10 protein-coding genes are annotated in these 13,646 nt (G+C 36.6%); 5 read left to right on the top strand and 5 right to left on the bottom strand.

All coding sequences use genetic code 11. The features are described from left to right. Window positions 1-11: 11 nt before the first annotated feature. Window positions 12-1,322 carry a sugar ABC transporter substrate-binding protein gene (locus J5J03_RS11970; RefSeq protein WP_208589797.1) on the bottom strand — a complete coding sequence of 437 codons (1,311 nt, stop codon included), beginning with the start codon at window positions 1,320-1,322 and terminating at the stop codon, window positions 12-14. Between the two features lie 391 nt (window positions 1,323-1,713). Here J5J03_RS11970 and J5J03_RS11965 point away from each other — a divergent pair, with 391 nt between their 5' ends. Both J5J03_RS11965 and J5J03_RS11960 read left to right on the top strand, forming a co-directional pair. Beyond that, on the top strand, window positions 1,714-3,783 hold the full coding sequence (locus tag J5J03_RS11965) for an alpha-amylase family glycosyl hydrolase (RefSeq protein WP_208589876.1): 2,070 nt from the start codon (window positions 1,714-1,716) through the stop codon (window positions 3,781-3,783). A 104-nt stretch (window positions 3,784-3,887) separates the two neighbouring features. Next, complete coding sequence (locus J5J03_RS11960; protein WP_208589796.1) at window positions 3,888-5,639, top strand: glycoside hydrolase family 13 protein; 1,752 nt, start codon at window positions 3,888-3,890, stop codon at window positions 5,637-5,639. 698 nt (window positions 5,640-6,337) lie between these two features. Here the strand turns inward: J5J03_RS11960 and murQ are convergent. The 4 genes from murQ to nagA form a co-directional block, all read right to left on the bottom strand. After that, window positions 6,338-7,237 (bottom strand): N-acetylmuramic acid 6-phosphate etherase, encoded by a 900-nt coding sequence (gene murQ, locus J5J03_RS11955; protein WP_208589795.1) that lies wholly within the window; start codon window positions 7,235-7,237, stop codon window positions 6,338-6,340. 16 nt (window positions 7,238-7,253) lie between these two features. Further along, window positions 7,254-7,976, bottom strand: coding sequence for a GntR family transcriptional regulator (locus tag J5J03_RS11950; protein WP_208589794.1), 723 nt, complete (start codon window positions 7,974-7,976; stop codon window positions 7,254-7,256). A 112-nt stretch (window positions 7,977-8,088) separates the two neighbouring features. Next, the gene (gene nagB, locus J5J03_RS11945; RefSeq protein WP_208589791.1) at window positions 8,089-8,820 is read right to left on the bottom strand and encodes a glucosamine-6-phosphate deaminase; all 732 of its coding nucleotides are present in this window, start codon (window positions 8,818-8,820) and stop codon (window positions 8,089-8,091) included. 6 nt (window positions 8,821-8,826) lie between these two features. Continuing rightward, window positions 8,827-10,008 carry an N-acetylglucosamine-6-phosphate deacetylase gene (gene nagA, locus J5J03_RS11940; protein ID WP_208589789.1) on the bottom strand — a complete coding sequence of 394 codons (1,182 nt, stop codon included), beginning with the start codon at window positions 10,006-10,008 and terminating at the stop codon, window positions 8,827-8,829. 465 nt (window positions 10,009-10,473) lie between these two features. Between nagA and J5J03_RS11935 the strand changes: the two genes are divergently transcribed. The 3 genes from J5J03_RS11935 (at window position 10,474) to J5J03_RS11925 (ending at window position 13,628) form a co-directional block, all read left to right on the top strand. Then, entirely contained in the window at window positions 10,474-11,781 is a 1,308-nt protein-coding gene (locus tag J5J03_RS11935; RefSeq protein ID WP_208589788.1) for an ABC transporter substrate-binding protein, read from the top strand. Between the two features lie 77 nt (window positions 11,782-11,858). Further along, window positions 11,859-12,722 carry a carbohydrate ABC transporter permease gene (locus tag J5J03_RS11930; protein WP_208589787.1) on the top strand — a complete coding sequence of 288 codons (864 nt, stop codon included), beginning with the start codon at window positions 11,859-11,861 and terminating at the stop codon, window positions 12,720-12,722. Between the two features lie 21 nt (window positions 12,723-12,743). Then, entirely contained in the window at window positions 12,744-13,628 is an 885-nt protein-coding gene (locus J5J03_RS11925) for a carbohydrate ABC transporter permease (protein ID WP_208589786.1), read from the top strand. The last annotated feature ends 18 nt before the right edge of the window (window positions 13,629-13,646 follow it).

Raw genomic sequence — 13,646 nt, 5'->3', positions numbered from 1 at the left:
GCAGTCTCATTTTATTGAGCACCACTAGCATCAATATTTGTTTTAATTTGTTCTACCGCTTCTGGAAGTACGGAAGAAGGATCTTCCCCTTCAGCTAAGAACTGTAATGCATTATTCATTGGTTCCCAAACCTGAGACATTTGCGGAGTACTAGGCATCGGCACGCCGTTTTCAATTTGTTGGCTAAATGAACTAAAAATTGGATCATCAATAGATTCAAGTGCGTTTGTATTAGTTGGCAGTTCCCCCGCAACTTCAAAGTAATGTTTTTGATTTTCTTCATTTGTCATGAATAATGCAAGATCTGTTGCCCATTCAGTATTGTCAGAATAGTAAGATACCATCCAAGCTTTTACACCAACAAGTGATTGAGCTCCTTGACCATTGATGTCAGGGAATGGCACAAATCCAAGACTATCACCTAATGATTCCTGATAACTAGGTATACTCCATGGACCATTAATAACCGCCCCAACTTTCCCTTCCGTAAATAACCCATCTATAACATCAGTTGTGGTAGAAGGAGGTATTTTTCCATCGCCGAAGAATGACTGATAGAGTTCACCACCTTCGATTGAACCTTCATTTGCTAGTCCGATATCACTTGTATCATATTCACCGATGTCACCGCCAAAAATGTATCCACCAGAACTCTTAAAGAATGGATAAGAGAAATATAAGTCGTTCGGTTTCATTAAAAATCCGAATTTATCTTGAGAGGCATCTGTGTGTTCCTCTAATGCAGTAAGTAAGTCATCAATTGTTTGAGGCTCATCAATTATGTCTTTGTTATAAAAAATGCCGTATGTTTCAATCACAGCAGGAACGCCATACATATTGGTGGATTCTTCAAATTCGTACTGTACAGATGCTTGAGAAGCATCACTGTAGTCAGCTAACTGTTCAGTGGAAATATCAAGTGGTTGCGCTAATCCTTGTGCAACGATATCACCGATTCGATCATGTGGTTGAAAGAATAAATCCGGTCCACGTCCTTCAGGTCCAGCCAATGATAATTCATCTAATTGTTCTAGCATTGATTTAGGTACTACATTAACTGTAATGCCATTTTGCTCTTCATAATCTGCTGCTATTTTTTCAATAGCTTCTAATTGTTCTTCTTCATCATTTGCCCATACTGTTAGTTCATCAGGTTGATCTGTTTGAGCAGAATCATTTGATTCTTCCGAAGTCTCTTCTGATGTACTTCCATCATTATTATCTGTATTTGTTTCTTCCTCTCTGTCTGGAGCACATGCTGTAATGATAACGATTGCAAATAACAGTGTAATTAAAGCTAAAAATAATTTTGTGTTTCTCATATAATTTCTCCCCTTTTTAACAATTTGCGCAATCGATTGCGCTTATTGAGTCTAATTATACATAGGATCAATTATTTAAGCAAGCGTTTTCTCGAAAAAATTAACTAATAATTTTTCCTACATTATATGTATTTTTCCATAATAAAAAATGTATTGACATACTATTCAATTTATTGTAATAATAATGCTAACAACTATGAAAAATACCAATAAACAAATTGAGGGCACTGCTTTTGTATTTATTACAAACAACCCCGGCTTTTATACAAAGCCGGGGTTGTTTGTTTTAGAAAAGGAGGATAGATGTAAGGAAAAATAAAAAATGAAAGGATGAAATAATTTGTTTACAAAATTAAAAACAAAAACGAAATCGATTGCGCTCTTTGTTGTTATGTTGTGGATGATTTTCTTTTCACCGTCAGTATTACAAGCTAACTCTGATGTTAACAAGGTTAATTATGCCAAAGATACTATTTACCAAATTGTAACGGACCGCTTTCATGATGGAGATACTTCTAATAACCCGGAGGGAGAACTCTATAGCCAAACAGATTTGCACAAATACATGGGTGGTGATTGGAAAGGGATTACGGAAAAAATTAATGATGGATATTTTACAGACTTAGGGATAACAGCGTTGTGGATTTCTCAACCTGTTGAAAACGTTTATGAGGTGCATCCTGAAGGTTATACTTCTTATCATGGTTATTGGGCAAGAGATTACAAAAAAACTAATCCATTTTATGGGGATTTCGAAGACTTTGATGAATTGGTGAATGTAGCTCATAGTAATGGAATAAAGATTATCATGGATTTTACACCAAATCATTCATCGCCAGCTTTGGAAACAGACGAAAGTTATGTTGAAAATGGCGCTATTTATGATAAAGGTAGCTTAATCGGCAATTACTCCAATGATACACTTGGACTATTTCACCATAATGGAGGTACTGATTTTTCCTCGTATGAAGATAGTATTTATCGTAACCTTTATGACTTAGCAGATTATGATTTACAAAATGAAGTGATTGACCAATATTTAAAAGAATCCATTGAATTATGGTTAGATAAAGGAATCGATGGAATAAGAGTAGATGCAGTGAAACACATGTCTCAAGGATGGCAAGAAACACTTATGAATCATATTTATTCACACCAACCAGTATTTACTTTTGGAGAATGGTTCTTAGGACAAGATGAAGTAGATCCTAAAAATCATTATTTTGCTAATGAAAGTGGCATGAGCCTTTTAGATTTTCAGTATGGTCAACAAATAAGAGCAGTATTAATGTCTGAGGAAGATAACTGGCAGGATTACCATAGTATGATTGAGGAAACATCCAACAGTTATGAACAAGTTAATGATCAAGTAACGTTTATCGATAATCATGATATGAGCAGATTTCAACAAGAAAATGCCTCTCAAGTAAATACAGAGATGGCACTAGCAGTTTTATTAACTTCTCGTGGAGTCCCTACGATATATTATGGAACAGAACAATACTTAACTGGGGATTCAGATCCTGAAAACAGAAAACCTATGCCTAGTTTTGATAAAACAACAAATGCTTATCAAATTATTAGCAAACTTGCTCATCTTCGACAAAATAATATAGCTTTAGGATATGGGGATACGACTGAGCGTTGGATCAATCAAGATGTTTATATATATGAAAGGAAATTTGGCGATAATGTAGTGGTGACAGCTGTTAACAGTGGTGACACAAATTACTCCATAACAAATATGAATACTTCCTTGCCAGAAGGAACGTATAGTGATGTATTAGATGGATTATTAAATGGCGATTCTATAGATGTAAACGCAAATGGTTTAGTATCTAATTTTGATTTACAGCCAAATGAAGTAGCAGTGTGGGAAGTAACAGAAAGCAATAATAACCCTAAAATAGGCCATGTTGGTCCGATGGTGGGGCAACCCGGAAGTGAAGTTACTATTAGTGGTGAAGGATTTGGTGATACTGAAGGTGATGTTTTCTTTGGAAATAATAGTGCTACGATTACAGCATGGAGTGACTCTGAAATTGTTATAACTATTCCAAATATAACTGCAGATCTTTACGATATTAGAGTCATGACAAGTGGTAATGTAGAAAGTAATATTTACGAAAACTTTGAAGTCTTAACCAATCATCTTATTCCAGTGAGATTTGCTGTAGAGGAAGCAAATACTGACTACGGAAGTAATATTTATATCGTTGGGAGTACCCAAGAATTAGGGAATTGGGATACTGATCAAGCGATTGGACCATTTTTCAATCAAGTCATATATTCTTATCCAAAGTGGTATTATGATATTGCTGTACCTGCTAATGAACAATTAGAATACAAGTTTATTAAGAAAGATGCTTCAGGTAATGTGATTTGGGAAAGTGGTTCCAATCATACTTATACAGTGCCAGATCAAGGTACAGACACAGTAACAACAACATGGCAAGAATAATATACAACAGAAGCGGGCAATGCTTTTTAGAAAACAACCCCCATTCCATAATGGGGGTGTTTTCATTTGAAATACAGAGAATGAAAAAAGAAAAGGGGATAAATATGTTTATGGAAGCTATTAAACACAGAGCAATTAATCAATATGTTTACGCGAAAGATAAAGAAACGGTAGATATTATGTTAGAAACGAAAAAGGATGATATAGAGAGTGTTGAACTAATATTTGCTGATCCATATGACTTTAAAGAGGATCAATGGCAATCCAAAACCAAAAAAATGATTAAATCTGGAACAACTTCTCAAACAGATTATTGGAAAATAGCCGTTAAGCCGGAATTTCGTAGGCTTCGCTATGGTTTTCGCTGTACTGATACTCATAAGAATGAAGTCACTTTTACCGAAAGGGGATTTTTTAAATCAGCTCCTTCTGACATCGGTAATTATTTCTGTATGCCTTATTTACATGAAAATGATATATTTCAAGCACCTGACTGGGTGAAGGATACTGTCTGGTATCAGATTTTTCCTGAACGATTTGCAAATGGAGATTTTTCACTAAATCCAGTAGGTACCGTACCATGGGGGAGTGAACAACCTAGCCCAACTAATTTTTTTGGAGGAGACTTTCAGGGTGTTATAAATCATCTGGATTATTTATCCGATTTAGGTATTACCGGTATTTACTTTACGCCTATTTTTAAAGCCTATTCGAACCATAAATACGATACGATGGACTATTTTGAAATTGATCCGCAATTCGGGGATAAAGAGACATTTCGAAGATTAGTTAAAGACTGCCACGATCGAGGTATAAAGGTAATGTTAGATGCAGTCTTCAATCACAGTGGTTACTATTTTGAGCCTTTTCAAGATGTATTAACTAATCAGCAAGATTCACGTTTTAAAGATTGGTTTCATTTATGGGAGTTTCCTGTAAAAGCAGAAGGTTATCCCAATTATGATGCATTTGGATTTGTAGCATCCATGCCTAAATTAAATACTGCCAATCCCGAAGTGAAAAAATATCTGCTAGATGTGGCACGATATTGGATTGAAGAATTTGACATTGATGGATGGCGTTTAGATGTTGCCAATGAAGTGGATCATGCGTTTTGGCGAGATTTCCGCAAAGTAGTAAAAGAAGTGAAGCCAGAAGCCTATATATTGGGAGAGATCTGGCATGATGCAATGCCATGGTTACAAGGGGATCAGTTTGATGCGGTGATGAACTATCCTTTCACTAATGGTGCAGTGGAATATTTTGCTACCCGACAAATGGATAGTCAAACATTTGCTGATAGTATCACAAATGTATTGCATATGTATCCACAAAATGTAAATGAAGCAGCATTTAATTTATTGGATAGTCATGATACGGCTCGAATTTTAACGATGGCTGAAGGTAATAAAGATCTAGTCAAGCTTCTTTATGTATTTCAAATGTCCTTTCTAGGATCACCTTGTATTTATTATGGTGACGAGATTGGCATAACAGGAGGTGATGACCCTGGCTGCCGTAAATGCATGGAGTGGGATGAGTCAAAGCAAGATCGCGAGTTATTCCGCTTTGTTCAAAACCTAATAAAGATGAGAAAGGAAGTACCTGCCTTTGGAAATTGTGCGAATTTCTGTTTTCTTATAATAGATGAAAATACAGTTGTCTATCAAAAACAAGTAGAAGAGGAAGAGCTTATTTTTGTATTAAATAACAGTGATCAAGCGAAAAATATTGAGATAGAGGCACTTTCAAATAGAAAAGCGATAGAATTATTCTCGAATCAAGAGGTATTACAAGAAGAAACAACAGTTAAAATGGAAGCATTCGGATATAAATGCTTTCAATTGCATAATTAGATGTTTTTACGTTTTTATCCGGTTCATACACTTAAGAAAAACTGAGAAAAATTCGCTTAGTCCTTTATCACTAAATGCTCAAGATTTACGCTTCCTCTAGTGACTATTATGGAATAATATCAACTGCTTGACCACCACTCCGGCTGCTTTCCGTGAGGTTTGGCCTTCAGCTAACTTTTTCGAGCAAAACCCGTTCGAAAAAGTGGATCTTCAGGTAAAACAATTCCCACAGGAGTGGAAATGGGCGCCCTTCGTTAAGATCTGCTCTACAACACTAGCAGGAAGTAACACAGTTGCTTTTATACTCACGGATAACGATTGTCACTTTGTCCATTGTAAAAAAGTCAACCTATTACTTATGACAAGAATTGTTGCAAATAGACATAAACATTTCAACATAACTACTTCGCTTAACGCAGTCATTGCGCTGATTTTATGCTTTCTTAACTTACAAATTAAAAGGCTTGCTTTCAACCAAAAGCAAGCCTTTTACCTATTGTTTCGCTTCATATCCCGCAGCGAAGATAGCCACAAAAAATGCAACGCAAACACCGATAATTAATGCGATTCCCATGAGTCTCCTCCTTTTTAAAAGAAAAATCGACTGCGTATGTACTTTATTCTTTCTCTATTATAGCGAAGTCTATACTTTTTGTGAAGAGTTAGATGATTTTACGTTCGGCTCTTCACGCTGTTTCTTAACCCATTTCATATAATTGGATTGCTTTCTTTACATGGTTATTTGCCTTCGCTAGGTATTGAGCTGCCTCGTTCTTATTGCATCCTGTTTTGGCCATGATTAAAGAAAGTTTTACATCATGGTTTGTTTCATCCATCAAAGCTTGTGCTTCTTTTTCCGTGATACTTGTCAATTGCATTAGCATCGACTCTGCGCGCTTTACTAACTTTTTATTAATTAGCTGCATATCGATCATCTCATTCTGATACACCTTACCAAGCTTGACCATGGTTGCGGTTGATATCATGTTAATCGCTATTTTCTGGGCCGTTCCAGCTTTTAGTCTCGTTGAGCCACGGATTACTTCGGGACCTACTATCAATTCGATGCCAACATCACTTAGTTTAGTTGACAATGTCTGTTGATTACAGCTTATTGAAATCGATGCAGCTTGTTTTTCTTTCGCATGGGTTAGAGCAGCTACGGAATAAGGAGTCGAGCCACTCGCGCTGAGAGCAATCAGTACATCGTTTTCGTTAAAATTGTGATGTTGTAATTCCTGAACGATATCAGAAGTATTATCTTCATGCTGTTCAAGTGGTTCCCACATGGCATTTTTTCCACCAGCAACGAAAGCAATCCATCGATCGGGGTCTATTGAAAATGTCGGACCAAGCTCGACAGCGTCTAATACCCCAATACGTCCACTCGTTCCAGCGCCAATAACAAAGACACGAGCTCCATGTTGCCACCTGTCGACGATTAGCTCAACTGCTTCAGCAATAGTTGTTAGTGATTTTTTAATTCCTTCTCGAATATGGTCTTCTTCTTCCAACATTAAAGAGACGATATCGATAGCTTCCATTTCATCGATAGCAAGCGAATTTTGATTTATCGCTTCTGTAACTGTTTTAACCATTATACGACGCTCCTTATTAACGCTCTAGATCAAGCATAAATTTGTATCGATCTGCACGGTAAGAGGATTTAACAACTTCAAATGTCGTGCCATTTTCTAGTTGTGTCGTTCTTTTCATGAAAAGGACAGGTGAATGCTCAGGTATTTCTAAATATTCAATTTCTTCTTCATTAGCAATAGTAGCTTCAAATATTTGGCTTGCTTTTCCTATTTTTAATCCTAATTCACTCTCGATATATTGATAAAGTGAGTTTTGCACAATATCATCTGTCATGCCTTTTATTAAGTTTGCTGAAATATATGTGCGCTCCAAAGCCATGGGAATATTCTCAGCTAAGCGTATTCGTTTTATCTCATAAATCGGTGCGTGTTCCGGTATATGAAGCTGTTCGGCTAAACTCTGATTGGCTGGGATGATTTCGAAATTAATTAATTTGTTACCTGGCTCCATACCACGTGCTTTCATGTCCTCTGTAAAGCTTGTGAGTCCATTTAAGTTTTGTTCTAACTTTTGCTCGGTTATGAATGTTCCTTTACCTTTTATGCGGTGTAAATAGCGTTCATTTACTAAATTGGTAATTGCTTGCCGCACTGTCATTCTACTGATATTCAGCTGTTCAGCGTATTCTCGCTCGGATGGTAATGCATCACCCGGCTTGTATTCACCATTTTCTATTTTAGATTTAATTTGCTCTTCTAGTTGATGATAAATAGGAATTGGCGATTGCTTATCTATCATTGGACTTTCTCCTTTCTGTTATCGATCTTATTACTAAAATAAATAGTTGCTTTAGTTAGCGTCGTTTTTGGTGTTCTACTTGCAATATCATTAAATTTCACATTGTAATTTATTAAATATCCGTATTCATTATAGCATCTTCATCTGCAATGATGGTAACATTTTCATGATGGTTTAGGATAGATGCTGGGAATTGTTCATCAATTCTACCATGCAAGAGTTTGTTTAGTGCTTGATTCTTTTCTTTTCCGGATACTAGTAGTAATATTTCTTTGCTTTCTATGATCGAGCCAATTCCCATTGTGATGGCCTTTTTCGGGACTTCCGCTACCGTTCCAAAAAAGCGAGCGTTTGCCTGTATCGTTGAATTGGTTAAGGAAACGATATGGGTGTGCTGATCAAATGGTGTTCCAGGTTCATTAAACCCGATATGACCGTTTATACCTAATCCCAATAGTTGTAAATCAATCCCGTTGTATTGTTGGATTTTTTGCTCGTATGCTTTGCATTCTGCTTCAAGATCTTCCGTTAGCCCGTTGGGAATGAATGTTTGATCTCTGGGAATGTTTACCTTGCTGAATAAATGTTTATCCATATAGTAATGGTAACTGTTAGGGTCCTCTTTAGGAAGTCCAATATACTCATCTAAATTAAATGTGATGACATGCTGATAAGAGGTTTTATTCTCCAGATAATCTTGCGCTAAATGGGCATATGTTTGAATAGGGGTCCCACCAGTAGCTAATCCCAATGTGATTTGTGAACTAGATTTAATTCTATCCAGGATAATATTTGCTGCAATTTTACTCATTTCTTGGTGATTAGTTGTGCGAATTACTTTCATCTTTTGTTACATCCTTTCGTAAGCAATTTCTCCGCGGCAAAGTGTAAGAATGATATCATTGTTATCATCTAATAAAACGATATCGGCATCTTTTTTCTCGGCAATGGTACCTTTTCTGTTTATCATACCCAATTCTTTAGCAGCATTTGCGGAAGTCATGGCGATTGCCTCCTCGAAAGTACAACCACTAAATTGAATGATATTTTTCAGTGCATCACCCAATTTTAAAGTGCTGCCTGCCAACGTGCCATCCTCCAGTCTAGCTTTTTGTTCTACGACATTGACTTTTTGTCCGCCTAAGTCATAGTGACCATCGTGCAAGCACTTAGCTCTCATTGCATCAGTTATTAAAAGTAATCTGTCTTTCCCTTTGAGTTCAAAAGCTGTCTGAATCGCTTCAGGTGTGGAATGAACACCATCAGCAATCATTTCTACCATCAGTTCATTCTGTAGCCATGCAGCACCTACTACACCTGGTTCCCGATGATGAAAGCCACGCATCTGGTTATATAAATGTGTAATATGAGATAAGCCATGTTTGATAGCTGTCTTAATTTCGTCAGCGGTAGCGTCGGTATGTCCTGCTGATGCAATAATGCCTTGGCTTTTTAAATGCTGAACTAATTCCATTCCACCATTTACTTCTGGTGCAAGTGTGACAAGTTTTATTTGTTTGTTCGCTAATTGCTGCCATTTTTGAAACAGTGAAATATTTGGTTCTGTAATATGTTCTTCAGACTGTGCTCCTTTTCGCTTAATGTTGATGAAAGGCCCTTCTAAATGAATCCCGATAATCTCTGCTACCCCTGGATGTTGCTGACCCATGTAAGAAGCGACATTTTTAATCGCTCTTTCGATATCGTCGTTACTTTGGGTCATGGTGGTCGCTAAAAAAGAAGTCGTTCCTTCTTTCGGTAATGTATCAGCCATTGTTCGCAATGCCTGTTTCGTGCCATCCATCACATCAGCTCCGTTGGCGCCATGTATATGAACGTCGATTAATCCAGGTATCGCCTTTACATTTTTATCTGAAAAATCAAGGATTTGGTATTCCTCTTCTGTTGTTAATTGGTCTAATGTACCAATTTCTTCGATGATATGATCCTTGATTTTAATGAATCCGTTATGAAGTTTCCGGTTTTCTGCATAAATTTTCATGTTTTTAATCAAAAGCTTTTGTCTATTCAATTATGATCACACCTTTAGAGAATAAGTTGTTAATCATAGAATACCAGTTTAAAGTATGGTTGTCTATACCTAATAAAGATATATGGTATATTTTTTGTAAAAAGTGTGTGAACAGTTATTGCAAAAAGGTTGCAAATGGTATATACAAGATATGTTGACATTTATCACGGTGTTAACCGTCTGTAAAACCCCAACTGATTATGGTTTCACTGTATCCAAAAAATCAGATCATTAAATAGGAGGAGTTTAAGCAATAGTATGATAGAATAATAAATCTAAATTAATGAAAAATGTACTACTATTATAGATTGGTATGTTTTGATTTCTAACAGATTTATTTAAATAATGGTTGATTATGGCAAAATTATAGAATAGGTATTGACATTTCAAACCTGCCAAGCTATATTAGGTATAGACAACTGTACATAAGTTGTTGATAAACTTTATAGAAAAGGAGTAGTTAGGTTGAAGCATTTTAAATGGAGTCTGTTGTTAGTACTTTTGTTTGTTTTAATAGGTTTAGTAGCATGTTCTAATAATGAAACCGATTCAACACCGGCAGATAATGATGATACTTCTGAAAGTGCGGAAGAGACAGATACAGAAGAAGCATCTGGAGAAGTTGATTTACGAGTGGTTACGACAATGGCAGGTACGGATCCAGCTGGTGAAGTATTTCAGGAAGTATTAGACGAATTTGTAAGCGAACATCCACATGTAAGCATTGAAAATGATTCACAATCAGCCGATGCTGGTACAATCCGAACGAAAGTAAATACGGATTTCTCTTCTGATAATGAGCCTGATATGATGTTCTATTTTAATACAGTTGATGCAGAAGGACTTATCGAAGAAGGTAAAGTTGTAAACTTAGAAGAAGCGGAAGGTATTGACTTATCTGGATTTAATTCCATGTTAGAACAACAAAGACATAGTGACGGTAACATTTATGCTGCGCCACAATCTGGTTTTTATGAAGGCTTATTCGTAAATAAGAAGTTATTTGAAGAAAATGGAATTGAACTACCTACTACTTGGGAGCAATATGAAGCAGCAATTGAAGCTTTTGCTGAAACAGATATTGTTCCAATCGCAGCGTCTACAGAGGATTCTTATTATGTAGTAGAACACTACGCACTCGCGGCAGGTGGTATGGAAAATTATAAAGCAGAATTAGCAGACCAAAATCCGACATGGGCGGAAGGTTTAGATAACATTAAAAAACACGCAGATATGGGAGCGTTTACACCTGATGCGGCTACAATTGATTTAGCAATGGCACAGGAATTATTTAAACAGGAACAAGCAGCAATGATTTTCGAAGGCTCCTGGTTCTGGGGGCAATTGGAAGAAGCAGGTATGGGCGAAGATGTTACCGTTTTACCGATGCCGGTTTATGCTGATGGAGGTGAAACTGGTGAGATTGTCGGTGGAGCATCTCAAGGATGGTTTATCAGTACTAAATCCTATGAAGATGAAGCAAAGCGTGATGTCGTTGTAGATTTGTTTAACTATTTAACTTCAGAAGAAATTATTGTTCGGATTGCTGAAGCAACAGGACAACCACCAGCTAAAGGTGCATTGGAAGATTTACCAGCTTATCTGGAAGCAGGTCATCAATTAGTAAGTGACGCCCCAGCAGTAGCTTTACCGATTAACGATCGTATTTATCCGGAAGCGTTTACGCATGTGCGGACAAGCGTCCCTGATATTGTAAGTGGTAACACAACTGGTGAACAAGTATTAGAGGAAGCAGCTGCAATGGAAGAGTAATAGATAACTAGATAGCAAATAGGAGGTTGTCCCTGTATCTGGGTCAGCCTCGTTGCTCATCTGGAAGGGAGGATGTCATGAAAGGTGATAAACTATATGTTTTTCTTTTTCTCACGCCTGCTTTTGTCATAACAGGTATCTTTTTGTATTATCCGTTTGTGGACAATATTTTGCAGAGCTTTTATAAAACGGATGGATTCTTTAACTCTACGTTTATTGGACTAGATAACTATGTTCGGTTATGGAGTGATGAGATTGCCAGAGAAGCATTATTCAATTCGCTGGAGTTAATGTTGTATGTAACGATTTTTCAGGTAGGCATCGCACTAGTTTTAGCGATAATGGTTAATGCAATTACGAAAGGGGCGGGCTTTTATCGGACAACTTTTTTCTTTCCAATCGTTATTTCCGGTGCTGCGATCGGGTTATTATTTACCTTGATTTATAATTACAGAAACGGTTTGCTGAATGAGATTTTAGTTAATCTTGGTTTAGAAAGAGTGTTATGGCTGACCGAACAATCATCCTTATATATGGTAGCTATACCAACGATTTGGAACTATGTTGGCTTTTACTTTGTCATCTTATTAACGGCTATTCAAAAGATTCCGAATGATTTTTATGAAGCAGCTGCTTTAGAAGGAATTACCGGTGTACAAAAGATGTTTAAACTGACGATTCCGTTAATAGTGAGTGATTTGAAAACATGTATTGTTCTTGCCATTACCGGTACGTTAAAGATTTTCGAACTTGTTTACATTATTACTAGAGGTGGTCCGGGTAGTTCCTCAGAAGTACTAGGAACCTATATGTATCAGAAAGCATTTGAAGATACGGCAATGGGATATGGTGCTACTATTGCAGTGGTAATCGTTGTTTTAGGTTTAAGTTTAGCGTTTATTACGAACAAATTATTGCAAAAAGAAGAAGTAACATACTAATAGGAAGAGAGGTGTTTGCCATTGCATTCTTATACTGAAGACCGTTTAACATTTTGGGAAAGGTTTCAAGAAAGATATTTTACTCAATCAAAAATAGGAAAAATTTTTATTTACGTCATACTTACTTTATGGTCAATGACTACCATTTTTCCTTTAGCATGGGTATTCTTGAATTCTTTTAAGGAATCCCGTGAGATTATTACGGATACATTTAAAATGCCAACTGACCCAACGATGCAAAATTATGTAAATGCGTTTGAAACGGTTAACATTGGAAAGAGTTATATGAACAGTTTTATTATATCTGGATCTGTTGTACTACTTGTATTGTTTATTGGTGGATTAGCAGCTTTTGCAATGGCACGAATGCAATTTAAGTTAAGAGGGGTATTGCAAGCGTTGTTAATCGCAAGTTTATTAATCCCAGCATTTGCTACGATTGTTCCTGTATACCGGATGATGATTCAAATGGATCTCGTCAATACATACCTTGCGCTGATTATTCCTCATACTGCGGGTAATTTGCCTTTTGCTATCTTGGTTATCAGTGGTTATATGGCGACTATCCCCAAGGAATTGGAAGAGGCATCTGTAATGGATGGCTGCGGTCGATTCAAAATGTTTACTAGAGTATTCTTACCGATATCATTACCTTCTTTCGCAACAGTGGGTATATTTGTATTCCTTTGGTCATATAACGATTTATTCTCCTCATTAGTATTAGTATCACACGAAAGCGTAGCACCAATCGTAGTGCTATTATCTAATGTTAGTTCACAATATGGTACAGATTACGGTTTAATGACTGCGGCGATTGCGATGACAGTAATTCCTGTACTGATTTTCTATCTTGTAGCTCAAAAAACATTTGAAAAAGGAGCAACATCTGGAGCAGTAAAAGGGTAACGATTGAGAGACAATCAA

It is taken from the genome of Gracilibacillus suaedae, assembly GCF_017599345.1.
In the GTDB taxonomy this organism is placed as follows: Bacteria; Bacillota; Bacilli; order Bacillales; family Amphibacillaceae; genus Gracilibacillus; species Gracilibacillus suaedae.
The sequence above is the reverse complement of the archived record's forward strand: the minus strand, read 5'-3'. Positions and strand labels throughout refer to the sequence as shown.

Coding starts and splice junctions, on each gene's coding strand:
- J5J03_RS11970 (WP_208589797.1), bottom strand. CDS start 1,322: ATGAGAAACACAAAATTATTTTTAGCTTTAATTACACTGTTATTTGCA.
- murQ (WP_208589795.1), bottom strand. CDS start 7,237: ATGGTTAAAACAGTTACAGAAGCGATAAATCAAAATTCGCTTGCTATC.
- J5J03_RS11960 (WP_208589796.1), top strand. CDS start 3,888: ATGTTTATGGAAGCTATTAAACACAGAGCAATTAATCAATATGTTTAC.
- J5J03_RS11930 (WP_208589787.1), top strand. CDS start 11,859: ATGAAAGGTGATAAACTATATGTTTTTCTTTTTCTCACGCCTGCTTTT.
- J5J03_RS11950 (WP_208589794.1), bottom strand. CDS start 7,976: ATGATAGATAAGCAATCGCCAATTCCTATTTATCATCAACTAGAAGAG.
- nagB (WP_208589791.1), bottom strand. CDS start 8,820: ATGAAAGTAATTCGCACAACTAATCACCAAGAAATGAGTAAAATTGCA.
- J5J03_RS11965 (WP_208589876.1), top strand. CDS start 1,714: ATGTTGTGGATGATTTTCTTTTCACCGTCAGTATTACAAGCTAACTCT.